The organism is Streptomyces sp. NPDC096311 (genome assembly GCF_044763085.1).
In the GTDB taxonomy this organism is placed as follows: Bacteria; Actinomycetota; Actinomycetes; order Streptomycetales; family Streptomycetaceae; genus Streptomyces.
The window spans coordinates 413,389-437,900 of the sequence record NZ_JBIWFN010000005.1; the positions used below are offsets into that span (position 1 = coordinate 413,389).

Sequence of the window (24,512 nt, forward strand, 5' to 3'; positions counted from 1 at the left end):
TTGGGAATGACGAGTACTGTTCACAGGGTGCTGGCAGAGCGACGACATCAACTCATCCTGCGGGCCCTGCGCTCCGGCGGGCCCGCAGCCGTGACCGATCTCTCCGAACAGCTGGGCGTGAGCCCCGCCACGGTCCGCCGTGACCTGCTGAGACTGGAGGAGGAAGGCCTGCTCACGCGGGTGCACGGCGGGGCGGTCGTGGAGGAGGGCGACCAGCCCTTCGCCGAGGTCGCCGAGGTCCGCGTGGCCGAGAAGGACGCCATCGCGGAGCGCGCCGCCTCGATGGTCGAGGACGGCCAGTCCGTCCTGCTGGACATCGGCACCACCGCCTACCGGCTGGCCCGGCAGCTGCACGGCCGCCGGATCACCGTGATCACCAGCAACCTGGTGGTCTACGAGGAGCTGGTGGACGACGAGGGCATAGAGCTGGTGCTGCTCGGCGGCATGGTCCGCCGTGAGTACCGCTCCCTGGTCGGCTTCCTCACCGAGGACAACCTGCGACAACTGCACGCCGACTGGCTGTTCCTCGGTACCAGCGGGGTACGGCCCGGCGGGCAGGTGATGGACACCACCGTCGTCGAGGTGCCGGTCAAGCGGGCCATGATCGAGGCGGGCGACAAGGTCGTCCTGCTCGCCGACCGCGCGAAGTTCCCGGGTACGGGGATGGCGCGGGTCTGCGGCCCCGAGGAGCTGGACGTGGTGGTGACGAACGGCCCGCTGGACCCGGCGACGCGGTCGTCGTTGGAAGAGGCGGGCGTGCAAGTGGTCGTGACAGGAAAGGCGGAAACGGCGTGAAGCTGACGATTCTGGGTGGCGGCGGATTCCGGGTGCCGCTCGTGTACGGGGCACTCCTCGGGGACCGCGCCGAGGGCCGCGTCACCCATGTCGTGCTGCACGACGTGGACGCCGGACGGCTCACGGCCGTGGCCCGGGTGCTGGCCGAGCAGGCGAAGGGCCTGCCGGACGCCCCCGAGGTGTCCTTCACCACCGACCTCGACGACGCCCTGCGCGGCGCCGACTTCATCTTCTCCGCGATCCGCGTCGGCGGCCTGGAGGGACGTGCCGAGGACGAGCGGGTGGCGCTCGCGGAGGGCGTCCTCGGCCAGGAGACGGTCGGCGCCGGCGGTATCGCGTACGGCCTGCGCACGGTCCCCGTGGCCGTGGACATCGCCCGGCGGGTGGCCCGGCTCGCCCCCGACGCCTGGGTCATCAACTTCACCAACCCGGCCGGACTGGTCACCGAGGCCATGTCCCGTCACCTCGGCGACCGCGTCATCGGCATCTGCGACTCGCCGGTCGGCCTCGGCCGCCGCATCGCCACCGTCCTGGGCGCCAACCCCCGCGAGGCCTGGATCGACTACGTCGGCCTCAACCACCTCGGCTGGGTGCGCGGGCTGCGCGTCGCGGGCCGCGACGAGCTGCCGCGGCTGCTCGCCGACCCCGAGCTGCTCGGCTCCTTCGAGGAAGGCAAGCTCTTCGGCGTGGAGTGGCTGCAGTCCCTGGGCGCCGTCCCGAACGAGTACCTGCACTACTACTACTTCAACCGGGAGGCCGTCCGGGCCTACCAGCAGGCGGAGAAGACCCGCGGCGCGTTCCTGCGTGACCAGCAGGAACAGTTCTACGCCGAGATGAAGCGCCCGGACACCGCCGCGCTCGGCGCCTGGGACCGTACGCGGGCCGAGCGCGAGGCCACCTACATGGCGGAGAACCGGGACGCGGCGGGCGCGGGCGAACGCGACGCCGACGACCTCTCCGGCGGCTACGAGAAGGTGGCGCTCGCCCTGATGAGGGCCATCGCCCGCGACGAGCGCACCACGCTCATCCTCAACGTCCGCAACCGCGGCACGCTGGGCGTGCTCGACACGGAGGCCGTCATCGAGGTGCCCTGCCTAGTCGACGCCAACGGCGCCCACCCGGTCGCCGTCGACCCGCTGCCCGACCACGCCAGCGGACTGGTCTGCTCGGTCAAGGCGGTGGAGCGCGAGGTCCTGTCCGCCGCCGAGTCCGGCTCGCGCACGACCGCCGTCAAGGCCTTCGCCCTGCACCCGCTCGTCGACTCCGTGAACGTGGCCCGCCGTCTGGTCGAGGGGTACACCTCGGTCCACCCGGGCCTGGCGTACCTTAAGTAAGCGCTTACCCCCTTCTTGGCTTCCTGGCTCCTGGAGACCTCACATGCACGACGAACGCCGCCGGATCGAGGAGCGCGTCGCACGCGTCCACGACCAGCGCATCAAGCCCGCGATCTATGCCGCTTCGGTTCCCTTCGAGGTCGAGGCCTGGCAGGCGCCCGGTGAGCCGGTCCCCTTCGCGGAGGCCGCCGCGGCGCCGTACAAGCCCTTCGCGATGGACACCCCCTGGGGTCCGCCGTGGGGCACCACCTGGTTCCGGATGCGCGGCTCGGTTCCCGCGGACTGGACGGGCAAGCGCGTCGAGGCCGTCTTCGACCTCGGCTTCGTGGGCGACTGGCCCGGCAACCAGGCCGAGGCGCTCGTCCACCTGCCGGACGGGGTCCCGCTGAAGGCGGTCAACCCGCAGAACCAGTATGTGCCGATCGCCCACCCGGCCACGGGCGGCGAGGAGATCCACTACCTGGTCGAGGCGGCCTCCAACCCCGACATCCTGGCGAACGACTTCGCGGGCCCGACCCCGCTCGGCGACCGCCTCACGGCCGGTGACAAACCGATCTACACCTTCAAGCGCGCTGACATCGCCGTCCTCGACGAGAACGTCTGGCACCTCGACCTCGACGTCCAGGTGCTGCGCGAACTGATGCTGGAGCTGGGCGAGCTCGATCCGCGCCGGCACGAGATCATGATCGCGCTGGACCAGGCGATGGACGCCCTCGACCTGGACGACATCTCCGGGACGGCCGCCGCCGCCCGCGCGGTGCTGGCCCCCACCCTGGCCAAGCCCGCGCATGCCAGCGCCCACACCCTCTCCGCCGCCGGTCACGCGCACATCGACTCCGCCTGGCTGTGGCCGATCCGCGAGACCAAGCGCAAGACCTCCCGCACCTTCTCGAACGTCACCGCGCTCGCCGAGGAGTACGAGGAGCTGGTCTTCGCCTGCTCGCAGGCCCAGCAGTACGAGTGGGTGCGCGACAACTACCCGCACGTGTGGGAGCGCATCAAGAAGGCCGTCGCCGACGGGAACTGGGCGCCGGTCGGCGGCATGTGGGTGGAGGCCGACGGCAACCTGCCCGGCGGCGAGGCGCTGGCCCGCCAGCTCATCCACGGCAAGCGGTTCTTCATCGAGCACTTCGGCATCGAGACCAAGGGCGTCTGGCTGCCGGACTCCTTCGGCTACAACGCGGCCTACCCGCAGCTCGCCAAGCTCGCAGGCAACGACTGGTTCCTGACCCAGAAGCTCTCCTGGAACCAGACCAACAAGCTGCCCCACCACAGCTTCTGGTGGGAGGGCCTCGACGGCACCCGCATCTTCACGCACTTCCCGCCCGTCGACACCTACAACGTCGAGTTCTCCGGCAAGGAGATGGCGCACGCCGTCCGCAACTACCAGGACAAGGGCCGAGGTACGACGTCCCTGGCCCCCTTCGGACACGGGGACGGCGGTGGCGGCCCCACCCGCGAGATGATGGAACGCGCCCGGCGGCTGGCGAGCCTGGAGGGCTCGGCGAAGGTCCGGGTCGAGCACCCGGACGCCTTCTTCGCCACCGCCCGCGAGGAGATCCCGGCGGACCAGGTCTGGTCCGGTGAGCTGTACTTGGAGCTGCACCGCGCCACCTACACCTCGCAGGCCCGCACCAAGCAGGGCAACCGGCGCAGCGAACACCGCATGCGCGAGGCCGAGTTGTGGGCGACCACCGCCGCACTGAACGCGCCGCGCTACTCCTACCCGTACGAGAAGCTCGACCGGCTCTGGAAGACGGTCCTGCTCCACCAGTTCCACGACATCCTGCCCGGCTCGTCCATCGCCTGGGTGCACCGGGAGGCCGAGGCGGAGTACGCGCGGGTGGCGAAGGAGGTCGAGGCGATCACGGCCGAGGCCGTTGCCGCGCTGGGCACGGGCGAGACCCGGGTGTTCAACACCAGCCCGGTCGACCGCGCCGAGGTGGTCCGCACCTCCGTCGGTATCCCGATGTACGCCGAAGTCCCCGCGGGCGGAAGCGCGTTGCTGGGCGCGGAGGAGCCCCCGCGGCCGGTGACCGTGGACGGCCGCGTCCTCGACAACGGCCTGGTCCGCGTCGAGCTGGCCGAGGACGGCACGCTGGCCTCCGTACGCGACCTGACGGCCGACCGCGAGGTCCTCGCGGACAAGGGCAACCTGCTCCGTCTGCACAGCGACCTCCCGAACTACTGGGACGCCTGGGACATCGACAAGCACTACAAGAACCGCTACACGGACCTGCTCGACGCCGAGTCCGTCGCGGTCGTCGAGGACGGCCCGCTGCTCGGCGCGCTGAAGGTGGAGCGCGCCTTCGGCAAGGGCTCCCGGATCGTCCAGACGATCACCGTGCGGGCCGGCAGCCGCCGGATCGACGTCGAGACCGAGATCGACTGGCACGAGGCGGAGAAGATCCTCAAGGCGGCCTTCCCGGTGGACATCCGGGCCCCGCACTCCTCCGCGGAGATCCAGTTCGGCCATGTCCAGCGGCCCACGCACACCAACACCAGCTGGGAGTCGGCCCGCTTCGAGGTCTACGGCCACCGCTGGGTGCACATCGCCGAGCCCGGCTACGGCGTCGCGGTCATCAACGACTCGACGTACGGCCACGACGTCTCCCGCACGGTCCGCGAGGACGGCGGTACGACCACGACCGTACGCCTGTCCCTCGTGCGCGCCCCGCGCGTGCCGGACCCCGAGGCCGACCAGGGCAAGCACCGCTTCACCTACGCGCTGCTGCCGGGCGCGAGCATCGAGGACGCGATCGCGGAGGGCTACGCGCTCAACCTGCCGCTGCGGGTGGCGGATTCGGCCGGTCCGGCCGAGCCCGTCGTCTCCGTGGACGGGGAGGGCGTGACCATCGAGGCGGTCAAGCTCGCCGACGACGCCTCGGGCGATGTCGTCGTACGCCTCTACGAGTCCCGCGGCGGTCGCGGCACCGGCACCCTGCGCACCGGCTTCCCGCTGGCGGGGGCCCAGGTGACCGACCTCCTGGAGCGCCCGCTGACCACGGCCGACACGGACGGGAACGCGGTCGCGGTCGCGCTGCGCCCCTTCGAGGTGCAGACGCTGCGGCTGGCCGTGGCGAAGGCGTGAGTCCGTTGTCCCGGGGGAAGTGACGGTACTTCCCATGAAGAATTAAGGAAAGGGTAAAAGGCCAGGTCACGGCGGGCTCCGCGCCCGCCGTGACCACGGCGCTTCTTCTGCGCGACACCTGGAGTTCGCCCTTCCCCCTTGTGATGCGGGGACCAGCGAGAAAGAGGTGTCACGGTGCGAGACCCGCGTATGTCCGCGATCGGCAAGGGACTGAAGCGCCGGGGGAGGCTGATGGCGGAGGCGGTGCGCCCGCCGCGGCGAACCCTCGACGGGGTGCCGTCGCCCCGGAGCCCCGAGGGCGCCGACGGCCTGCCGTACGTCGCCCCGCCCGCCCCGCGGCTGGTGGACTCGCCCGTCTTCGTGCTCTCGTCCGTGCGCTCCGGCTCGACCCTGCTGCGGGTCCTGCTCAACAGCCACAGCCAGATCCGTGCCCCGCACGAGATGCATCTGCGCACCGTCCACGTCCACTTGTCCCGGGACTTCACCGCGGAGGCCATGCGCGCCCTCGAACTCGACAAGGACGAGCTGGAGCACGCCCTGTGGGACCGGCTGCTGCACCTCGAACTCACCCGCAGCGGCAAGCGGATCATCGTCGACAAGACCCCGCCGAACACCCTCGTCTGGCCCCGTCTGCACCGATGTTGGCCCAGCGCCCGCTACATCGTGCTGCTGCGCCATCCCGGCGCGGTCATCACCTCGCTGACGAACCGCCGCTCGGACCCCGACCACGAGGCCATCCACGAGGAGGTGCTCGGCTACAGCGAGAAGCTGGAGGAGGCCCGGCAGAACCTCGACGCGCACGTGATCACGTACGAGGAACTCACCGCCGACCCCGAGCGGACCACCCGGGGCCTGTGCGACTACCTCGGTGTCCCCTGGGAGAGCGGCATGCTCGACTACGGCAGCCAGGACCATGGTGCCTTCCGTCCCCAGCTCGGCGACTGGAGCGACACCATCAGGTCGGGCCGGATCCAGCCCGCCAAGGCAGCCGAGGCGACCGTCGAACTCCCGCCCAGGCTCGCCGAGTTGGCGCGGGCATGGGGGTACCCGACCGCCTGACGGCCGGATACCCCCACGCCGGGAGCCTCAGCCGGTGAACCCGGCCGTGATGGAGGTGAACTGCCAGTTGTTCTGGCTGATGCCGGAGCAGTTGCTCACCACGCCGCCGCCGGGGCAGGGCCGGTCACGGTTGACCGCCCAGTAGGCGAGGCGGGCGATGTGGTGCGAGTTCGCCCAGTCGCGGATCTGGGACCAGATCGCCGGGGTGGTGTTCTCCTGCTGGTCGGACAGACCGTTCATGCCGGAGATGCCGATGTGGGAGTAGGCCGTGGCGTCGTCCCAGCCGAAGGTGGACTTCAGCTTGGCCTTCAGCCCCTCGGCGGCGCCCACGGTGTTGCCGTACATGTCGGAGCCGCCGCCGAAGTCGAACGGCATGATCGTGAAGACGTCGATGCCCGCGTTCAGCGACTGCGCCTGTTCGATGAGCCGGTTGCCGTAGTAGGTCGGTCCGGTCGTCGAGGTGCCGAAGGTGACGATCGTCCTGAGGCCCGGGTTGTTGGCCTTGACGGTCTTCAGCGCGGTCAGGATCTTGGCCTGGACGGCCTCGTTCTCGAACTCGTCCGTGTTCTCGATGTCCATGTCGATCGCCTTGAGACCGTAGGCGTCGATGACCTTCTGGAGCGCACCGGCGAGCGCGCTCGCCGAGGAGCAGTTGGCCCCGAGCTTGCTGCCCTGCCAGCCGCCGAACGACGGGACGACGTCACCGCCGGCGGAGCGGATCTGGTTGATGACGGTCTGGTCGGTGCCGCCGGTGAGCGCCCTGCTGCCGTCCCAGGCGGGATTGCAGCCGCCCGAGTCCAGCATGAACGCCATCGTGAACCACTTGACGCCGGTCGAGCTCATCACCGAGGTCGCGCTCGGCGGGTCGCCCCAGCCGAGGTAGAGGTACGGTGCCGCCTGCTTGAAGCCGGTGCCGCCGCCACCGCCCGCGTCCGTGGTCACGGACACGGAGTTGGAGGCCCCGGAGGTGTTCCCGGCAGCGTCCCGCGCCTTCACCGTGAACGTGTAGGCGGTGCTCGACGAAAGACCGCTGACCGTCGCGCTCGTCCCCGAGACGCTCAGCACCTGGTTCGAGCCGCTGTAGATGTCGTACGCGGTGACGCCCACGTTGTCGCTCGACGCGCCCCACGACAGGGACACGCTGGAGGAGGTCTTGCCGGTGGAGGTCAGGTTCGTCGGCGCGGTCGGCGCCTGGGTGTCGGAGCCGCCTCCGCCGCCCGGACCGTCCAGGCTGATGTCGTCGGCGTAGTAGGTACCCTGCGCGTACCAGCCGTGGACGTAGATCTTGGCGCTGGTCTGCGAGGCGCCGGTCGTGAAGGAGACGCTGAGTTGGCTGTACGCCGACGGGGACGTCGTCCACGTCGAGGCACCGCCGTCCACGCCCAGGTAGACGTAACTGCCGCGCACCCAGCCCGAGAGGCTGTACGTGGTGTTCGGCTGGACCGAGACGGTCTGGCTGCACTGGGCGTTGTCGCTCGAACTCGCCGCCCCGGCCAGGGCCTTGGAGCCACCGTGCACGGGGCTGGAGACGACCGAGCCGAGGTTCCCGGTGCACGACCAGGGGGAGAGGCTGCCCGACTCGAAGCCGGGGTTGGACAGGATGTTGGCAGCCTGGGCCGTGGTGGGCAGTGCGACCGCTCCGGCGAGCGCCAGGGCGGCGGTGCCGAGCAGCGCGAGGACGCGATGTCTGGAGCGCCTGAGGTCTGTTCTGAGGTTGATGTGCACGCGATCTCCCTTGAGGCATGGGGGTGTTCGGGAGTGCTTCGGGAGTGCTGAGAGGTGCGCAACCAAGTTGGTATGGACCAATCCCGCTGTCAAGGCGTTGCGCGGAATTGGTCCAGACCGGTGAGTGGGGGCAGGGGGCGTAAGGCTCAGGCGGGGGCGATGGCTGCCGTGGTCGCGCTGGAGGCCTTGGACGCATGGGCGGGCGCCTCCGGTACCGGAGCGGCCTCCGTGGCCGGGGCCGGGGCGGGCACGGCGGGCAGGGTGGGCGCGTCGGTGCGCTGCTGCGGCAGCGAGACCGGACGCACCGGACGGGGACCCGCGAGCACGGTGTAGTCCTGCCCGAGCAGCGGTGGCACCATCTCGCCGGGCTCCTCGCCGAGCGCCAACCGCACCGCGGCCCAAGGGGCGTTGATGCCGCACTGCGAGAGCTGGTGCAGACCGCCCGCCGGGCGGGTGTTGACGTCCATGAGAACCGGCTCGTCACCGAGCATCCGGAACTGAATGTTCGTCAGATAGTGCAGTCCGAACGCCTCCGCGAGCAGCCGCGCGGGCTCGATGAACGAAGGGTGCAGCGTGAAACCGCGACGCCGTCCGTTCTTCGTGCGGCCCACCGCCATACGGACCCGGCCGTCCGGGGCCGTGAGACAGTCGACGGACACCTCGGGCTGCCCCAGAAGCGGCATGACCAGCCAGTCGACGGGCTCGTCCGCCGACCGCACTGCCTCCACGACCAGGTCGAGCGGCACGTACGGGCTCGGAAATCCATTGAGGTGCGCGAGTGAGAAGGGGGCGCGCGTGATGACGCGGAAGCCCACTCCGCCCGCCCCCGCCGCCGGCTTGAAGCAGGCCTTGTGACCCGCGGCTTCCAGGGTCTCGACCGCGGCGACGAGCTCCTCCTCGGTGCGCACCCGCCACCACGGCGGCACCGGCACGCCCACCGCCTGCACCGCCTGATACGCGGTGGCCTTGTCCAGGAAGACGGCCACGGCCTCGGAAGGCGGTGCCAGCAGGGCCGTACCGAGCGCCGCGAACTCGGCGCGGTGCGCCACGATCGCCGCCTGGTGCAGCACCGGCACGAACACGTCGATGGAGTGGCGCGCGCACTGGTCGAGGGCGTACTCGACGTAGGCGGCGGGGGAGAGGCCCTCCGGCTCCATGGCGGCGGTGTCGGCGGCGGCGAGCACGGGGGAGTCGGGATCGCCGTGGGTGGCATGGATCTCGACCGGGCGGAGCTGCGGATTACTTCGCAGCTGGTCCATGAAGAACACGTTCTCCGCGTACGTGCGGTTGAGCCAGACGCGTACGCGAGAACCCATGCAGGCCGCCTTTCAGGGTTCCGGGCACGGCGGAGCAGGCCGTGCCCGGCCAGGGGAGAGGGAGGAACAGCAAACCGCCATACGCCGAGAAGGGTTCGTGGCGGTTGTGTTGGGGCGATCATAAGGGGCGCGAGCCCGGTGTGACGCTACGGGCGTGTTACGGATTTCCCGAGACCCCGGAATCTGGCGCGACGCGCCGGGGCGCGAGGCCCGGCGCGCGGGCCGTCCTTGTCCCGGGGGGACGAATGTGTTCTTGTGTTTCCAGTCCTTTTCTCGGAGGTGGCAAGGGTGCGGTCGACGGCCGGCGGACACGGAAACCTGCTGGCCATCAGCGACCTGCACATCGGGTACGCGGAGAACCGCGCCCTGGTCGAGAAGATGCGCCCGCACACCGACGACGACTGGCTCCTCGTGGCCGGTGACGTCTCGGAGATCGTGGCCGACATCCACTGGGCCCTCGAAACCCTCAGCGGACGCTTCCGCAAGGTCGTCTGGGTGCCCGGCAATCACGAGCTGTGGACCCACCCCAAGGACACCGTGCAACTGCGCGGTGTCGCCCGCTACGAGCATCTCGTCGCCATGTGCCGGGAGTTGGGTGTCACGACCCCCGAAGACCCCTACCCCGTCTGGGACGGGCCGGGCGGCCCCGCGGTCGTCGCACCGCTCTTCCTGCTCTACGACTACTCGTTCCTGCCGCCGGGTTGCGCGACCAAGGACGAGGGCATGGCGTACGCCGAGGGGACCGGGGTGATCTGCACCGACGAGCACGTCCTGCACCCCGACCCCTACCCGAGCCGCGAGGCCTGGTGCCGGGCCCGGGTCGCCGAGACCGAGCGCAGGCTCGCCGAGCTGCCCGAGGACCTGCCCACCGTCCTGGTCAACCACTACCCGCTGGACCGTCACCCGACCGACATCCTGCGCTACCCCGAGTTCGCCATGTGGTGCGGTACCCGGCTGACCGCCGACTGGCACCGCCGCTTCCGCGCCCAGGTCATGGTCTACGGCCATCTGCACATCCCGCGGACCACCCACCATGAGGGCGTCCGCTTCGAAGAGGTCTCGGTGGGATACCCCCGGGAGTGGCGGCCCCGCCCCGGCCCGCCGGACACCCTGCGCCATGTACTGCCGATGGAGGTCGGAGCCGGTGATCGAGGAGCTGCTCCCGGAGTCGGTCGTGACCGTGGAGACACAGGGTGACGACCAGGACTGGGGCGCGCCGCTGTACCCCGGGGAGCAGGAGCTCGTGGCGCGGTCCGTGGAGAAGCGACGCCGTGAGTTCGCCGCCGTGCGTGCCTGTGCCCGCCGGGCCATGGAGAAGCTCGGCGTGCCCGCGCAGGCCGTCCTGCGCGGCGAGCACGGGGCGCCCCTCTGGCCCGCCGGGCTGATCGGCAGCATGACGCACTGCGAGGGCTACTGCGCGGCCTCCCTCGTCCGCGCCACCGACCTGGCCTCGCTGGGCATCGACGCCGAACCCCACGAGGAACTCCCCGACGACGTCATCGCCTCCGTGGCCCTGCCCGCGGAGAACGACCGGCTGCGCGAGCTGGCGCGGCGGGAGGCCTCCGTGCACTGGGACCGGCTGCTGTTCAGCGCCAAGGAGTCCGTCTACAAGGCGTGGTACCCCCTCACCGGAAAGTGGCTGGACTTCTTCGAGGCGGACATCGAACTGTTCGCGGACGACGGCCCCGCACGCTCCGGCGGCCTGCGCGCCGAACTCCTCGTGCCGGGACCGCTGGTGAACGGGCGACGCATACAGTCCTTCGAAGGACGCTGGACCGTGCGCCGGGGCCTGCTGGCCACGGCCGTCACCGTCCCGCACACCAGGCCCTAGGCAAGGCGGCCTCCGGGCTCCGGGCACCAGCTGTGCAGCAGCCGGAAGAACTCCTCCTCGTTGCCCGCGAGTCCGGCCGCCGCCAGCGCCTGCTCCGCCTCGGCGAGCGCGGCGGGCGGCACCACGGGTGGTCGACACCCGTCCGGCGGACCGTCGAACGCCGCTCGTACGGTCTGGAGGAGACGCAGATAGGCCTGCACGGCGGCGCGTTCGTGGTCGGTCAGTACGGCGGTCGGCATCGGACGGCTCTCCCCGGGTCGGCTGGTCGAAGCGGTACATGGCGGTACGTGCCTCCAGCTTGCCAACCGCCACTGACAATCCGGTTTCGATGCGTGCGGGTTCGCCCGCTTAGCGGAGGTGAAACATCACGGAAATCCCCTGTGGGACGGGGGCCCTAGGGTGGTGAGAAGAGCCGGGAAGCGCCTTCTCGGCGGCGGGGAAGCCGCCTTTACGGCGGCCCGGAACAGGAGGTGAGCCCGTGGTCGACGTACCGCCTCGGCGTCCGCGGCGCAACCCGCGGCTGCGCTCCGTGGGCGACGCGGAGCTGCGTCTGCGGCACCGCGTCGTGCACGGTTACCGTCGTGCCTACCGCGTGGCCGGTGAGGGCCCCGCGCTCGTCCTGATCCACGGCATCGGCGACTCCTCGGCGACCTGGGCGGACCTGATCCCCGACCTCGCACGCTCCCACACGGTGATCGCGCCCGACCTGCTCGGCCACGGCTCCTCCGACAAGCCGCGCGCCGACTACTCGGTGGCCGCGTACGCCAACGGGGTCCGCGATCTGCTCACCACGCTCGACATCGAGTCCGCCACCCTGGTCGGGCACTCGCTGGGCGGCGGTGTCGCCATGCAGTTCGCCTACCAGTTCCCGGAGCGCACCGAACGGCTGATCCTGGTCAGCGCGGGCGGCGTCGGCGGCGAGGTCAACCCCGTACTGCGGGCCGTCTCGCTGCCGGGCGCCCACCTCATGCTCTCCGCGCTGCGACTGCCCGGCATGCGCCTGCAAGTCGGCATCTTCCTGCGTCTGATGAGGCTCCTGGACACCGATCTGGGCCAGGACGCACCGGAGTTGCTCAACCTCGTCGACGCGCTGCCCGACGCGACCTCCCGCAGCGCGTTCATCCGCACCCTGCGGGCGGTCGTCGACTGGCGCGGGCAGGCGGTGACCATGCTCGACCGCTGCTATCTGACCGAGGGCATGCCCACGATGCTGCTCTGGGGCGACCGGGACAGCGTGGTGCCGGTGCGGCACGCGTACGGCGCGCACCAGGCCATGCCGGGCAGCCGGCTGGAGATCTTCGAGGGCGCGGGCCACTTCCCCTTCCACAGCGACCCGGCCCGTTTCCTCGACCTTGTCGAGGAGTTCACCAGTACCACCAGCCCGGCCGACTGGAGCCGCGAACACTGGCGCGAACTGCTGCGCGCGGGCCGCCCCGGCACCACGGCCGGCCGGCCCGACACCGCCCACAACCGGGCGGTGGAGCGTGACCTGCGCGAGGCGAGCGAACGCAGCGCGACCTGACACCCACCGCCGGCGACGCCCCACCGCCGACGGTGCCGCTGGACGCTCGCTCTCCGCTCAGCGCGCTGCCGGCGTTCCCGACGGCTCCGGGACGCTCAGCACCGCTTCCCGCTCCTCGGCCGTGAGGGGTGGGGCGGTCAGGGGAGGGCGGCGCGGGCCGCGCAGTACGGCGACGGCGACCTTCGGTCCGACCAGCGTGGACAGGGGAGCGGAGAGGGTGATCACGGCCAGGAGCGCCCGGGCCGCCAGGGGGCGTCCTGCCGCCGTGCGCAGGAGCCGGTCGACATAGCGCCCCAGCAACTTCCGCGTGACCCCGGGCTCCTCACCGATCGCGCCCGGGTAGCGGATGTCCGTGCCCGTGGCCAGCTCCCAGGCGATCGTCACCGGAAGGGCCACCGCCCGCTGCACCCGCCGCGCGAGCCCCGGCGCCGCGATCCCGTGCTCGGCGAGCCGGCCGCGCAGCGCCAGCGCGCCCTGGGCGGCCACCGTCATGCCGTGCCCGTAGACCGGGTTGTACGTGGCGACGGCGTCGCCGAGCGCGACGAATCCCTCCGGCCAGCCCTTGACCTTCTCGAAGAAGCGCCGCCGGTTGATCGTGCTGCGGCTGACGGCGACGTCCGTCAGCGGCTGCGCGTGCGCGATCAGTTCGCCCACCAGGGGGTGCCGCAGGCCGCGCGCGAACGGCTCGAACTCCTCGACGGAGTCCGTCGGCTGTCCGTCGCGGGTGCCCGACAGCGTCACCAGCCAGCGCCCGCCCTCGACGGGCACGATCGTCGCGGAGCGGCCCGGCACGGGCTGTGCCGGGTCGGGCTGTACACCGACCACGGGGTAGTCCTCGGTGCCCGCCGGTGCCCGGAAGATCCGGCTGGCGTAGGTGAGTCCGGAGTCGACCTCGTCCAGCGGCGCCGGTGCGACACCCAGCGCGTCGAGCCAGAGGGAGGAGCGCGAGCCGCGTCCCGAGGCGTCCACCACCAGGTCGGCCGGCAGCACCCGTTGCCCGCCGTCCCGCATCCGTACGCGCACGCCCGTCACCCGGGAGGCGTCGCCCTCCAGAGCGAGCAGCTCCGTGCCGTCCACGATGGTCACCCGGTCCTTCGTGGCGACCTGGTCGCGCAGTACCGAGTCGAGCAGATCACGGGTGCACGAGATCATGAACTCCATCTCGGGCCAGCGCCGCAGCCAGCCCTGCGCCGTCAGCGAGACGAATCCGGTGGGCATCGGGATCCGGCGGGCGCCCGCGGCGAGCCAGGCGGCGGTCACCCCCGGCAGCAGCTCCTCCATCGCGCGGGCGCCGCCCGACAACAGCAGATGGGCGTGCCGGGCCTGCGGGAGGCCCTTGCGCGGCGCGGGCCCGTCCGGCAGGACGTCGCGCTCGACGACGGTGACCTCGGCGTACGGTTCCAGGGCGGCGGCGGCCAGCAGACCGGCCGTCCCCGCCCCGATGATGACGGCCCGACGGGGGGCCGTACCTCTGTCGCCTGCTGCCGCGCTAGCGGGATTGCTCATGGAAGTCGCTCTCTGACCTGGTAGCGGCCCGTCCTCGGACGGCCGCGACGACGGGTGACTGACGCAGGGCCATCGACATCCGTACGAGGTCGCGTGGACCCTCGGCGGAAGCGGCGGGGGCGGTGGCGGCCTCCGCCGCGCTGATGACCCTGCCCTCCGGGTCGGCCGCCCTGGCCCGCACCGCCGCCGTCACCATCGCCGCGTCGGCCTCGGCCTGGGCCTGGGCGGGCTCGGAGCCCGCCGTCACGGCCGCGTCGTAGGCGAGGGAGCGTACCTCGGAGTCGAAGTAGGGGTACAGGCTGAGCATGCCGTCGTGGATGTCGGACTCCCGCTGGGTGACCTGGAGTTCGGCGGAGGACCACCAGGAGATCCGCACCGCGTGGTCCGCGTGCGCCGAGACCGTGCTCAGCTCGCGCCACAGCGGCCCGAGCCGGCGGTACGTCGACCAGGTGGTCCAGCTGTCCCCGATGCGCTGGCAGGCCAGCGGGAGCAGGAAGCCGACCGCGCTGACCTGGGCTCCGACGGAGGCCAGTACAGGGGCCACGTCGGTGCTCAGACCGTCCAGGTTCGCGCCGTTCCAGCGGGCCACGACGGCGATGAACTTGGTCACCGAGTAGGGGACGTTGAAGAGGAAGCCGACCGCGATCGTCAGCAGCCCGGCGCGCAGCCAGCCGTCCACCTGAAGGGCCCAGCGCCAGCACATGACGTTCATCGCGACGCCCGCGACGGTCAGCGCCACGAGGTAGAGGACGATCATCTCGCGGATGAACGGGGTGTTCGCGTAGTAGGTGTCGAGGTCCCGCAGGCGCTCCTCGGGGCAGTCCCCGAGCAGGTAGAGCACGACCAGCGCCACGCTGACGACGCCGTACCCGGTGATCCAGCGGCGGGAGAGCCGGCGGGTGACCTCGGGGGGTCCGCCGCGCCAGTGGATGATCAGCACCAGACAGGACGCGCTGAACACGCTCAGCAGGCAGTAGACCAGGGGCGCCGAGACGTTGGGGATACCGGTGAGGTCATTGACCTCGGCGATGGTCGGCGGGGCCGCGAAGAGGAACACCAGGCAGGCCAGCGCCAGCAGGACGCCCACCGACCGCAGCAGCGGGTCGCGCCAGCCGCGGATCAGGGTGGGCGCCTTGACGGCGAGGGCGGCGCCCATGGCGACGGCCGGGACGTAGTAGCTGGATCCGTCCATGTCCGGGAAGGCGCCTCAGCCCTGCGGTCCGCGGTACCCCAGGGACGCCTCGATGCGACCGGCCAGACCGTCCCGGCTCACCGGCCCGCGCAGTGGCGAACCGGCCAGCCAGGTACGGCACTTGCTGGCGAGCAGCAGACCGAAGCTCTCGGCCTCCTTCTCGTCCGCGAGGTCGAAGCGGGTGCGCGCGGCGACGCTCAGGACGGTCGCCTGCAGATCGGCGGTGTCGCTCAGTAAGCGGGCCGCGACGGCGGCGCCCTCGACGTGGTGACTGCAGTGCCCGGCCTTCATGTGCCACAGTTCGTGGCCGAGGATCACCAACTGGTGGTCGGGGGCGGTGCGTTCCTCGATGACGACGAGGTCCTGGTCGGCCATGTCGAGCCACAGTCCGCTGGCGGTGCCGGGCGGGAACGCGGCCGTACGGAACTGGACGGGACGTCCGCGGCGCCTGCTCATGGCGTCGCACAGGGCGGCGTACAGGTCGCCGGGTTCCGCCGGGGCCGGGAGCGAGAGCTCCGCGACCAGCTCGCCGCACAGGCGGCGCATGTCCCTTCCGATGCCCACAGTTCTCCCCCGGATCACGACTCGGGCCGCTTGACGCTCTCCAAGAGCATGTCCAGCCATTCGGCGACCTTGTCGCGGTGCTGGTCGGTGGGCAACTGCGCGGCCCGCCAGGCGATTCCGCGGACGCCGTGGTCCTGGAGCAGCCGCTCCAGCGGGTCGTCGGCGGCCGCGGCCGCCTCGCGCTCGCGGTCGGCGAGCTGCTGCAGCAGCTCCTGCTCCGAGCGCTGGAGGGTGCCCACGAGCGCCTCGGAGTCCTCGGCCGTCAGGAACCCCGCGTGCACCCGGAAGAAGCGCTGGATGGCGTCGCAGTGCTCCATGGTGGGGCGCCGGTCGCCGTTGATGAGGGCGCCCGCCTGTTGACGCGACATTCCGGCGCCGTCGGCGATCTCCTGTTGGGTGTATTTGCGCCCATTGGACTTGAGCCGGGTGCGGCGCAACAGGTCCAGGCGCTGGAGGAAGCGGGCCTGGAGATCGGGTTCCCCGGCGGGGCGACCGCCCAGCAGGGCCCGCACCACGGGTTGGGGCACGCCGGACTCGGCCGACAGGCGCTGGACGTCGAAAACCTCGGATTGCTGCACATCGAGCCGGTCGGCGAGTGCGGTGACCCGGGCCACGACGGCCGGCAGCAGAACCGTCGCCGTGGCGCCCGGAACTTCGAAGCCATCCGTCACCGACTGATCTCCTACGTCTCTCTCAGTCTCGCTCAGGTCTCTCGGGTCTCTCTCACACGGGTCAGGGACCAACGGGAGACTAGCCGTTCACTCGAACTCACATCCAGCTGTCGCCACAACTGTGGCGCGAATCAGCCGTCAACAAGCGCCAAATGCCACGATAGTTGACATGGCTGAGCTCCGGGCAGCAGGATCGGGGCGCCGCGTGAAGGCCGCAGAGGCAAGAGGGGTGACCTCCCGATGGCGTACCAGGCAGGATGGCAGCGGTCCCAGCCGCGACCTGTCCCCGAGAGTCTCGAGGCTCAGGCGTATCTCCAGGACTACGCCGCTCTTCTGGAGGCTGTCGCGTTCCCGTCCGTCGTCTTCGACCACCGCTGGGACGTCGTGTTGTCCAACGCCGCGTTCGAGACACTTTTCCGCGGCGTGGGCCCCCACCCGACCGCCATGCCGGGTGACAACTTCCTCCGGTTCGTCCTGTTTCACCCGGACGCGGCCACGGTCCTCGGCGAGCACGAGTCGAGCTGGTGCCTGCCGATGCTGGCGCACTTCGCCGCGGCGGTGGAGCGCCACGGTCAGGACCGCGGACTCCAGTCGATCCGCCGGGACATCGCCCAGGACCCGATCATGGAGGCCGCCTACCGGCAGGGCCTGCCGCACTGGATCCGCGCCGTCGGCCCGGACGCCGTCGAGCACGACGGCGCTGTACGGCCGCTGGTGCACCCCGATCCCCGCTGGGGCCGCACCGACTGCCGGATCGTCGGCGAGACCCCCAAGGCCCTTCAGGACATGGGATACACGCGGATGACCCTGGTCCTGCGCGAGGCGCGCCGCACTCCGGCCACGCCGGGCCGCACCGTCCGGGCGGGGCGCGGCGCCGGCCATCTCAGAGTCGTCTGAAGCGCAGCGTCCACAGCATGTCGTGACGCCGTCGGACAACGATGTCCGGCGGCGTTTCGCGCTGTTCCCAGGCCATGAGGTATGTGACATAGTACTGGCGTGAGCGAGCGACTGACCTGTGATGTCGCGGTCGTCGGAGCCGGAATGGTCGGCGCGGCCTGCGCGCTGTACGCGGCCCGGGCGGGCCTCGACGTCGCTCTGGTGGACCGCGGCCCGGTGGCCGGCGGGACCACCGGCGCGGGTGAGGGCAATCTGCTCGTCTCCGACAAGGAACCCGGGCCCGAACTCGACCTCGCCCTGCTGTCGGGGCGTCTGTGGGCCGACCTCGCGGAGGAGCTGGGCGAGGCTTTCGAGTACGAGGCCAAAGGGGGCGTCGTCGTGGCCGCCACACCCGAGGGGCTCACCGCGCTGGAGACCTTCGCGGCGGGGCAACGAGCCGCCGGGGTCGAGGCGGTGCCGGTAGCCGCCGACCAACTCCGCACCCTGGAACCCTACTTGGCACCCGGCCTCGCGGGTGCCGTGCACTATCCGCAGGACACTCAGGTGATGCCGGCACTCGCCGCGGCGCACCTCGTCCGGACCTCGGGGGCGCGGCTGCTGACGGGGCGGACCGTGACCGAGGTGCTGCGCACGGCGGACGGAGCGGTACGCGGCGTGCGGACCGACCGTGGTGACCTCCACACCCCGGTGGTCGTCAACGCGGCCGGCACCTGGGGCGCCGAAGTGGCCGCGCTCGCGGGCGTCTTCCTGCCCGTTCTGCCCCGACGCGGCTTCGTGCTGGTGACCGAACCACTGCCGCGCCGGGTGCGGCACAAGGTGTACGCCGCGGACTACGTCGCCGACGTGGCCAGCGACTCGGCCGCGCTGGGGACCTCACCCGTCGTGGAGGGCACCGCGGCGGGGCCGGTCCTGATCGGCGCGAGTCGTGAACGGGTCGGCTTCGACCGGTCGTTCTCGCTGCCGGCCGTACGGGCGCTGGCGGCCGGGGCGACGAGGCTGTTCCCGTTCCTCGCCGACGTACGGGCCCTGCGGACGTACCTGGGTTTCCGGCCGTACATGCCCGACCACCTGCCCGCGATCGGCCCTGATCCACGGGTGCCGGGGCTCTTCCACGCCTGCGGGCACGAGGGCGCGGGAATCGGCCTCGCCACCGGCACCGGGCGGCTGATCGCGCAGGCCGTCGCGGGCGGGACGCCCGACCTGGACCTCACGCCGTTCCGGCCCGACCGCTTCCCGAAGGAGGCCGGGTGAATCCTCTGGAGCTGGTCGGGGCCGAGCCGGGCCCCGCGTTCACCGTCACCCTGGACGGCCGCGAGATCACGGCCCTGCCCGGGCAGACCGTCGCCGCCGCACTGTGGGCGGCGGGCGTCACCTCCTGGCGCGCCACCCGCGGCGCGGGCCGCCCGCGCGGCGTCTTCTGCGGCATCGGGATCTGCTTCGACTGCCTGGTGACCGTCAACGACCGCCCCAACCAGCGGGCCTGCCTGGTGCCGGTCCGAGCGGGCGACACGATCCGTACGCAGGAGGGGACCGGCCATGGCGACTGAGCGACCGCACCTCGCGGTGATCGGCGCGGGACCGGCGGGGCTGGCCGCGTCCCTGGCCGCCGCGGCGCACGGTGTCCGGGTCACGCTGATCGACTCGGCGGCCGGAGCGGGCGGCCAGTTCTACCGGCGGCCCCCGGCGGAACTCGGGGCCCGGCGCCCGGCGGCGCTGCACCACCGGTGGCGGACCTGGCGGCGCCTCGGGGACGCACTGGCCGCGCGGGTCGAGGAGGGCACGATCAGGCATCTGGCGGACCATCACGTGTGGTGCGTTGAACCCGTCGAACCCGTCGAACCCGTGGAACCCATGGAACCTGCGGAACGTGTGGAACTTGTCGTGCACGCGCTGCTCGGCCCCCTCCAGGAGGAGCCCGTCACCGTCCGCGCCGACGCCGTGCTTCTCGCCACCGGTGGATACGAGAAGGTGCTGCCGTTCCCGGGCTGGACCCTCCCCGGGGTCGTCACCGCCGGTGGTGCGCAGGCCATGCTGAAGGGCGGGCTCGTCGTCTCCGGGCAGCGGGCGGTCGTGGCGGGGACCGGGCCCCTGCTGCTGCCCGTGGCGACCGGGCTCGCCGCGGCGGGGGTCGAGGTCGCCGCCCTCGTCGAGTCCGCCGACCCGAAGGCGTTCCTGCGGCGGACCGTGGCACTGGCCGCACAGCCCGGGAAGGTCGCCGAGGGGGTGCGGTACGGCGCCCGACTCCTGCGGCACCACGTCAAGTTGCTCCCTCGGCACACCGTCGTCGCGGCACACGGCGAGCAGCGGCTCGACGCCGTGACCGTCGCCGCGCTCGACACCCACGGACGGGTCGGGCCCGGCACCGAACGGCGCATCGCGTGCGACACGCTCGCCGTCGGTCACGGCATGCTGGCGCACCTCGACCTCGCCGAGTCGCTCGGCTGCCGTATCGACGGCCTGAACGTCGCCGTGGACGGGGAGCAGCGCACCGACGTGCCCGGAGTATGGGCCGCGGGCGAGACCACCGGCATCGGTGGCGCGGCGCTGTCGCTCGCCGAGGGGCACATCGCGGGGCGCTCGGCCGCGGCCCGGCTGACGGGGACGCGGCCCGACCCGCACACGTGGGCGCGCGCCGCCAGGTCCCGCAGGAGAGCGCGGGAGTTCTTCGCCGCGCTCGACAGCGTCTACGCGCTGCCCGCGCACTGGACGGAGCAGGTCACCGACGACACCGTCGTGTGCCGCTGCGAGGAGGTCACCGCCGGTGCGGTCAGGAACGCCGTCGACGAACTCGGCGCGGGCGACGTACGGACCGTGAAGCTGCTCACCCGCGCGGGGATGGGCTGGTGCCAGGGCCGGATGTGCGAGCCCGCCGTCGCCGGACTCGCCGGATGCGAACAGACGCCCGCGCGGCGGTTGTTGGCGCGCCCGGTACCGCTCGGGGTGCTGGCGAGGGCCGGGGATCCCGAGGACGACTGACCGCCTTCGTACCGCCTCGCCCCACCGCGACCGATCGTCAGTGAAATGTCACACACCACGGATCGCGCACCACGGATCGCGCACCACGGATCGCGCACCACGGATCTCACACCACGGATCGCGCACCACAGATCTCACACCACGGATCTCACACCACGGAGAGGGAACCGCTCATGACCACCACCGAGAACCGTCCCTGGCGCGGCGTCCTCGTAGCCACCGCGCTCCCGCTGAACGACGACCTCTCCGTCGACTACGACCGCTACGCGCAGCACTGCGCCTGGCTTGTCGAGAACGGCTGCGACGGGGTCGTACCGAACGGCTCGCTCGGCGAGTACCAGGTGCTCACGCCCGAGGAGCGCGCGAAGGTCGTCGAGACGGCGGTGTCGGCGATCGGCGGCTCCCGGGTGATGCCCGGCGTCGCCGCCTACGGCTCCGCCGAGGCCCGCCGCTGGGCCGAGCAGGCCCGCGACGCGGGCTGCCGGTCGGTGATGCTGCTGCCGCCGAACGTCTACCGCGCGGACGAGCGTTCCGTCCTCGCCCACTACGAGGCGGTCGCCGAGGCGGGCGTCCCGGTCGTCGCGTACAACAACCCCATCGACACCAAGGTCGACCTGGTGCCCGAGCTGCTCGCGAAGCTGCACGCGGAGGGGTACATCCACGGCGTCAAGGAGTTCTCCGGCGATGTCCGCCGCGCCTACCGGATCGCCGAACTCGCCCCCGAGCTGGACCTGTTGATCGGCGCCGACGACGTTCTGCTGGAGCTGGCCGTCGCGGGTGCCAAGGGCTGGGTGGCCGGCTACCCGAACGCGCTGCCCGCCGCGAGCGTCGAGCTGTACCACGCGGCCGTCGGGGGCGACCTCGACACGGCACGGCTGCTCTACCGCCGGCTGCACCCGCTGCTGCGCTGGGACTCCCAGGTCGAGTTCGTCCAGGCCATCAAGCTGTCCATGGACGTCGTGGGCCGACACGGCGGGCGGGTGCGTCCACCGCGCGTCCCGCTGCTGCCCGAGCAGGAGGCCACGGTCCGCGCCGCCACCGAGAAGGCCCTCGCCGCCGGTCTCGCCTGAGCGCCGCTCCTTGATCGGGCCAAGTCCACCGCGAACAGCAGGAGTTACGGAGATCCCATGCGCAGCAAACTCGTCCTGCACGCCGTCGACTCGCACACCGAGGGCATGCCCACCCGGGTGATCACCGGCGGCATCGGGACCATCCCCGGCGCGACCATGAACGAGCGGCGGCTGTACTTCCGCGAGCACCGCGACGACATCAAGCAGCTTCTGATGAACGAGCCGCGCGGCCACTCCGCGATGAGCGGCGCCATCCTCCAGCCGCCCACCCGCCCGGACTGCGACTACGGCGTCCTCTACATCGAGGTGTCGGGCTACCTCCCGATGTGCGGGCACGGCACCATCGGCGTGGCGACCGTCCTGGTGGAGACGGGCATGGTCGAGGTCGTCGAGCCGGTCACCACGATCCGGCTCGACACCCCGGCGGGCCTCGTCGTCGCCGAGGTCGAGGTCGAGGACGGCGCCGCCCGCGCGGTCACGCTCCAGAACGTGCCGTCCTTCTCGGCGGGCCTCGACCGCAAGGCCACCCTGCCCGACGGCCGGACGGTGACGTACGACCTCGCGTACGGCGGCAACTTCTACGCCATTCTGCCGCTGGAGCGGTTCGGCCTGCCCTTCGACCGGTCGCGAAAGGAGGAGATCCTCGCCGCCGGACTGTCGCTGATGGCGGCCGTCAACGCCGAGGACGAGCCGGTCCACCCCGAGGACCCGTCCATCCGCGGCTGCCACCACGTCCACCTGTACGCGCCCGGCGCCACCGCCCGTCACTCGCGCCACGCCATGGCGATCCACCCCGGCTGGTTCGACCGCTCGCCCTGCGGTACGGGCACCAGCGCGCGCATGGCGCAACTGCACACCCGAGGTGAACTCCCCCTGCACACGGAGTTCGTGAACGAGTCCTTCATCGGGACGCAGTTCACGGGACGACTGCTCGGCACGACCGAGGTCGCCGGAATCCCGGCGGTGCTGCCCAGCTTCACCGGCCGCGCCTGGGTCACCGGCACCGCCCAGTACCTCCTGGACCCGACCGACCCCTTCCCGGCGGGTTTCGTGCTCTAGCGATACTGATGTCACGTGACACTGATGTCACGTGACATTGCACCATCCCGCCCTGCCGTACGAGGAGTCGACCCATGCCCGCCACCCGCAGCAGCGCACCCTCTGCCGCTCCCGCCGCCCTGCCCGTCCTCGGCGGCAAGAAGAGCAGCTACCGCGAGCGCGTCGCCGACGCCCTGCGGGCCGCGCTGATCGCGGGGGAACTGCGGGCGGGCGAGGTGTACTCCGCGCCGACGCTCGCAGCCCGCTTCGGCGTCTCGGCGACACCGGTGCGCGAGGCCATGCTCGACCTCGCCAAGGAGGGCCTCGTCGACACGGTGCCCAACAAGGGCTTCCGGGTCACCGCGGTCTCCGAGCAGCAGCTCGACGAGTACACCCACATCCGCTCGCTGATCGAGATCCCCACCACCGTACAGCTGGCCACCACCGCGGACGCGGTCTCCCTGGAGGCGCTGCGCCCGGCCGCCCGGGAGATCGTGACCGCGGCGGCGGCCGGTGACCTCATCGCCTACGTCGAGGCGGACATCCGCTTCCATCTCGGTCTGCTCGCCCTCGCGGGCAACGCCCACCTGGTCGAGGTCGTCGGCGACCTCCGCAAGCGCTCGCGCCTGTACGGCCTCAACGCCCTGGTCGAGGCGGGCCGTCTCCAGGACTCCGCCGAGGAGCACCTCGAACTCCTCGACGCCCTCGTGGACCGCGACCCCGAGGCCGTACGGAGGGTCATGACCCGGCACCTGGGCCATGTCCGTGGCCTGTGGGCGGCCCATTAGGGCCCACCGGAAACGAGTGAGAGTTACGCAAGCGGCTTGCATTTCTTGCGCTATTCTTGCGCTCATGACGCGACGACTTGCTCAGGTGGCGAAAAAGGTCGGGGTCAGCGAGGCCACGGTCAGCCGGGTGCTCAACGGGAAGCCCGGCGTCTCCGACTCCACCCGGCAGGCGGTGCTCTCGGCGCTGGACGTGCTCGGCTACGAGCGGCCCACCCAGCTGCGCGGTGAACGCGCGCGGCTCGTGGGGCTCGTCCTGCCCGAGCTGCAGAACCCGATCTTCCCGGCGTTCGCCGAAGTGATCGGCGGGGCGCTCGCACAGCTCGGGCTGACGCCGGTGCTCTGCACCCAGACCAAGGGCGGTGTCTCCGAGGCGGACTATGTGGAGCTGCTGCTCCAACAGCAGGTCTCCGGCGTGGTGTTCGCGGGCGGACTGTACGCGCAGGCCGACGCCCCGCACGAGCACTACCGGCAGCTCGCGGATCGCAACATCCCGGTGGTGCTGGTCAACGCGGCCATCGAGCACCTCGGCTTCCCGGGCGTCTCCTGCGACGACGCCGTGGCGGTCGAGCAGGCCTGGCGCCACCTCGTCTCGCTCGGTCACGAGCGCATCGGTCTGGTGCTCGGGCCCGCCGACCACATGCCCTCGGCGCGGAAGCTGGCGGCGGCCCGCGCACTCGCCCCCGAGCTGCCCGACGCGCACATCGCGCGGGCCATGTTCTCGATCGAGGGCGGCCACGCGGCGGCCGCCCGGCTCATCGACCGCGGGGTCACCGGTTTCATCTGCGCCAGCGACCCGCTCGCCCTCGGTGTCGTACGCGCCGCCCGTCGCAAGGGACTCGGCGTGCCCGCACAGGTGTCCGTCGTCGGCTACGACGACTCCGCGCTGATGAACTGCACCGAGCCGCCCCTGACCACCGTCCGCCAGCCCATCGAGTCGATGGGCCGGGCGGCTGTCGAGCTGCTCAACGCCCAGATCGGCGGGAGCAGCGTCACCGCCGAAGAGCTCTTGTTCGAACCGGAGTTGGTGGTCCGGGGGTCCACCGCGCAAGCGCCCCGCCCCTGAGATCCACTCCACTGTCAAATAATTCCAGATTCTGCGCGACATCTTGCGGACCCTTGTCGGCGGTGCTTGAGTGT

22 protein-coding genes are annotated in these 24,512 nt (G+C 71.6%); 15 read left to right on the forward strand and 7 right to left on the reverse strand.

The annotated features are described in order from the left end of the window. Nucleotides 1-27 precede the first annotated feature (27 nt). From ACIRA5_RS16105 to ACIRA5_RS16120, 4 genes are all read left to right on the forward strand, one after another. The gene (locus ACIRA5_RS16105; RefSeq protein ID WP_403691181.1) at nucleotides 28-795 is read left to right on the forward strand and encodes a DeoR/GlpR family DNA-binding transcription regulator; all 768 of its coding nucleotides are present in this window, start codon (nucleotides 28-30) and stop codon (nucleotides 793-795) included. After that, nucleotides 792-2,129, forward strand: coding sequence for a 6-phospho-beta-glucosidase (locus ACIRA5_RS16110; RefSeq protein WP_403691182.1), 1,338 nt, complete (start codon nucleotides 792-794; stop codon nucleotides 2,127-2,129). The genes ACIRA5_RS16105 and ACIRA5_RS16110 overlap by 4 nt, the downstream gene beginning before the upstream one ends. Nucleotides 2,130-2,172: 43 nt before the next feature. Continuing rightward, nucleotides 2,173-5,220, forward strand: coding sequence for an alpha-mannosidase (locus tag ACIRA5_RS16115; RefSeq protein WP_403691184.1), 3,048 nt, complete (start codon nucleotides 2,173-2,175; stop codon nucleotides 5,218-5,220). A 174-nt stretch (nucleotides 5,221-5,394) separates the two neighbouring features. Next, nucleotides 5,395-6,279: a sulfotransferase family protein gene (locus tag ACIRA5_RS16120; protein ID WP_403691186.1), complete on the forward strand. Its 885-nt coding sequence runs from the start codon at nucleotides 5,395-5,397 to the stop codon at nucleotides 6,277-6,279. 27 nt (nucleotides 6,280-6,306) lie between these two features. Here ACIRA5_RS16120 and ACIRA5_RS16125 read toward each other — a convergent pair whose 3' ends face one another. Further along, on the reverse strand, nucleotides 6,307-8,004 hold the full coding sequence (locus tag ACIRA5_RS16125) for a carbohydrate binding domain-containing protein (RefSeq protein WP_403691188.1): 1,698 nt from the start codon (nucleotides 8,002-8,004) through the stop codon (nucleotides 6,307-6,309). Nucleotides 8,005-8,150: 146 nt separating this feature from the next. Beyond that, nucleotides 8,151-9,320 (reverse strand): ATP-grasp domain-containing protein, encoded by a 1,170-nt coding sequence (locus tag ACIRA5_RS16130; RefSeq protein WP_403691189.1) that lies wholly within the window; start codon nucleotides 9,318-9,320, stop codon nucleotides 8,151-8,153. Nucleotides 9,321-9,608: 288 nt separating this feature from the next. On the opposite strand from ACIRA5_RS16130, the gene ACIRA5_RS16135 reads away from it, so the two are divergent. Beyond that, entirely contained in the window at nucleotides 9,609-10,517 is a 909-nt protein-coding gene (locus ACIRA5_RS16135; RefSeq protein WP_403691190.1) for a metallophosphoesterase family protein, read from the forward strand. Continuing rightward, complete coding sequence (locus ACIRA5_RS16140) at nucleotides 10,465-11,151, forward strand: 4'-phosphopantetheinyl transferase (protein ID WP_403691192.1); 687 nt, start codon at nucleotides 10,465-10,467, stop codon at nucleotides 11,149-11,151. Before ACIRA5_RS16135 ends, ACIRA5_RS16140 begins: the two co-directional genes overlap by 53 nt. Here ACIRA5_RS16140 and ACIRA5_RS16145 read toward each other — a convergent pair. Beyond that, a complete protein-coding gene (locus ACIRA5_RS16145; protein WP_168497945.1) occupies nucleotides 11,148-11,390 on the reverse strand; it encodes a hypothetical protein in 243 nt (80 codons plus the stop codon). The two genes, ACIRA5_RS16140 and ACIRA5_RS16145, sit on opposite strands and share 4 nt — an antisense overlap. A 239-nt stretch (nucleotides 11,391-11,629) precedes the next feature. Here ACIRA5_RS16145 and ACIRA5_RS16150 point away from each other — a divergent pair, with 239 nt between their 5' ends. Further along, nucleotides 11,630-12,673 carry an alpha/beta fold hydrolase gene (locus ACIRA5_RS16150; protein WP_403691194.1) on the forward strand — a complete coding sequence of 348 codons (1,044 nt, stop codon included), beginning with the start codon at nucleotides 11,630-11,632 and terminating at the stop codon, nucleotides 12,671-12,673. A gap of 57 nt (nucleotides 12,674-12,730) precedes the next feature. Here the strand turns inward: ACIRA5_RS16150 and ACIRA5_RS16155 are convergent, their stop codons facing one another. Genes ACIRA5_RS16155 through ACIRA5_RS16170 form a run of 4 tightly spaced genes read right to left on the reverse strand, consistent with a single transcriptional unit; the run spans nucleotide 12,731 to nucleotide 16,606 of the window. Beyond that, entirely contained in the window at nucleotides 12,731-14,179 is a 1,449-nt protein-coding gene (locus ACIRA5_RS16155) for an NAD(P)/FAD-dependent oxidoreductase (protein ID WP_403691195.1), read from the reverse strand. Continuing rightward, entirely contained in the window at nucleotides 14,163-15,371 is a 1,209-nt protein-coding gene (locus tag ACIRA5_RS16160; protein ID WP_403691197.1) for an MAB_1171c family putative transporter, read from the reverse strand. Before ACIRA5_RS16160 ends, ACIRA5_RS16155 begins: the two co-directional genes overlap by 17 nt. Nucleotides 15,372-15,386: 15 nt before the next feature. Further along, nucleotides 15,387-15,917, reverse strand: coding sequence for a toxin-antitoxin system, toxin component (locus tag ACIRA5_RS16165; protein ID WP_403691343.1), 531 nt, complete (start codon nucleotides 15,915-15,917; stop codon nucleotides 15,387-15,389). 32 nt (nucleotides 15,918-15,949) lie between these two features. After that, entirely contained in the window at nucleotides 15,950-16,606 is a 657-nt protein-coding gene (locus ACIRA5_RS16170) for a helix-turn-helix domain-containing protein (protein ID WP_403691198.1), read from the reverse strand. Nucleotides 16,607-16,846: 240 nt separating this feature from the next. Here ACIRA5_RS16170 and ACIRA5_RS16175 point away from each other — a divergent pair, with 240 nt between their 5' ends. The 8 genes from ACIRA5_RS16175 to ACIRA5_RS16210 all read left to right on the forward strand — a co-directional run bounded on the left by ACIRA5_RS16175 (nucleotide 16,847) and on the right by ACIRA5_RS16210 (nucleotide 24,438). Further along, complete coding sequence (locus tag ACIRA5_RS16175) at nucleotides 16,847-17,503, forward strand: hypothetical protein (protein ID WP_403691199.1); 657 nt, start codon at nucleotides 16,847-16,849, stop codon at nucleotides 17,501-17,503. A 99-nt stretch (nucleotides 17,504-17,602) separates the two neighbouring features. Then, nucleotides 17,603-18,754 (forward strand): NAD(P)/FAD-dependent oxidoreductase, encoded by a 1,152-nt coding sequence (locus tag ACIRA5_RS16180; RefSeq protein ID WP_403691201.1) that lies wholly within the window; start codon nucleotides 17,603-17,605, stop codon nucleotides 18,752-18,754. Next, nucleotides 18,751-19,050 carry a (2Fe-2S)-binding protein gene (locus tag ACIRA5_RS16185; RefSeq protein ID WP_403691202.1) on the forward strand — a complete coding sequence of 100 codons (300 nt, stop codon included), beginning with the start codon at nucleotides 18,751-18,753 and terminating at the stop codon, nucleotides 19,048-19,050. The genes ACIRA5_RS16180 and ACIRA5_RS16185 overlap by 4 nt, the downstream gene beginning before the upstream one ends. Beyond that, nucleotides 19,040-20,479, forward strand: a complete 1,440-nt coding sequence (locus ACIRA5_RS16190) for an FAD-dependent oxidoreductase (RefSeq protein WP_403691204.1) — start codon at nucleotides 19,040-19,042, stop codon at nucleotides 20,477-20,479. The genes ACIRA5_RS16185 and ACIRA5_RS16190 overlap by 11 nt, the downstream gene beginning before the upstream one ends. Nucleotides 20,480-20,652: 173 nt before the next feature. Next, nucleotides 20,653-21,549: a dihydrodipicolinate synthase family protein gene (locus ACIRA5_RS16195; protein WP_403691205.1), complete on the forward strand. Its 897-nt coding sequence runs from the start codon at nucleotides 20,653-20,655 to the stop codon at nucleotides 21,547-21,549. A gap of 57 nt (nucleotides 21,550-21,606) precedes the next feature. After that, nucleotides 21,607-22,608 (forward strand): proline racemase family protein, encoded by a 1,002-nt coding sequence (locus ACIRA5_RS16200; RefSeq protein ID WP_403691207.1) that lies wholly within the window; start codon nucleotides 21,607-21,609, stop codon nucleotides 22,606-22,608. 74 nt (nucleotides 22,609-22,682) lie between these two features. Next, nucleotides 22,683-23,375 carry a GntR family transcriptional regulator gene (locus tag ACIRA5_RS16205; protein WP_403691208.1) on the forward strand — a complete coding sequence of 231 codons (693 nt, stop codon included), beginning with the start codon at nucleotides 22,683-22,685 and terminating at the stop codon, nucleotides 23,373-23,375. Between the two features lie 64 nt (nucleotides 23,376-23,439). Beyond that, nucleotides 23,440-24,438, forward strand: coding sequence for a LacI family DNA-binding transcriptional regulator (locus tag ACIRA5_RS16210; RefSeq protein WP_352047660.1), 999 nt, complete (start codon nucleotides 23,440-23,442; stop codon nucleotides 24,436-24,438). Nucleotides 24,439-24,512 lie beyond the last annotated feature (74 nt).

What these genes read in the sequence shown, in the direction of transcription:
- ACIRA5_RS16210 (WP_352047660.1), top strand. Translation starts at nt 23,440, where the DNA reads ATGACGCGACGACTTGCTCAGGTGGCGAAAAAGGTCGGGGTCAGCGAG.
- ACIRA5_RS16160 (WP_403691197.1), bottom strand. Translation starts at nt 15,371, where the DNA reads ATGGACGGATCCAGCTACTACGTCCCGGCCGTCGCCATGGGCGCCGCC.
- ACIRA5_RS16115 (WP_403691184.1), top strand. Translation starts at nt 2,173, where the DNA reads ATGCACGACGAACGCCGCCGGATCGAGGAGCGCGTCGCACGCGTCCAC.
- ACIRA5_RS16205 (WP_403691208.1), top strand. Translation starts at nt 22,683, where the DNA reads ATGCCCGCCACCCGCAGCAGCGCACCCTCTGCCGCTCCCGCCGCCCTG.
- ACIRA5_RS16175 (WP_403691199.1), top strand. Translation starts at nt 16,847, where the DNA reads ATGGCGTACCAGGCAGGATGGCAGCGGTCCCAGCCGCGACCTGTCCCC.
- ACIRA5_RS16145 (WP_168497945.1), bottom strand. Translation starts at nt 11,390, where the DNA reads ATGCCGACCGCCGTACTGACCGACCACGAACGCGCCGCCGTGCAGGCC.
- ACIRA5_RS16130 (WP_403691189.1), bottom strand. Translation starts at nt 9,320, where the DNA reads ATGGGTTCTCGCGTACGCGTCTGGCTCAACCGCACGTACGCGGAGAAC.
- ACIRA5_RS16195 (WP_403691205.1), top strand. Translation starts at nt 20,653, where the DNA reads ATGACCACCACCGAGAACCGTCCCTGGCGCGGCGTCCTCGTAGCCACC.
- ACIRA5_RS16190 (WP_403691204.1), top strand. Translation starts at nt 19,040, where the DNA reads ATGGCGACTGAGCGACCGCACCTCGCGGTGATCGGCGCGGGACCGGCG.
- ACIRA5_RS16200 (WP_403691207.1), top strand. Translation starts at nt 21,607, where the DNA reads ATGCGCAGCAAACTCGTCCTGCACGCCGTCGACTCGCACACCGAGGGC.
- ACIRA5_RS16155 (WP_403691195.1), bottom strand. Translation starts at nt 14,179, where the DNA reads ATGAGCAATCCCGCTAGCGCGGCAGCAGGCGACAGAGGTACGGCCCCC.
- ACIRA5_RS16165 (WP_403691343.1), bottom strand. Translation starts at nt 15,917, where the DNA reads ATGCGCCGCCTGTGCGGCGAGCTGGTCGCGGAGCTCTCGCTCCCGGCC.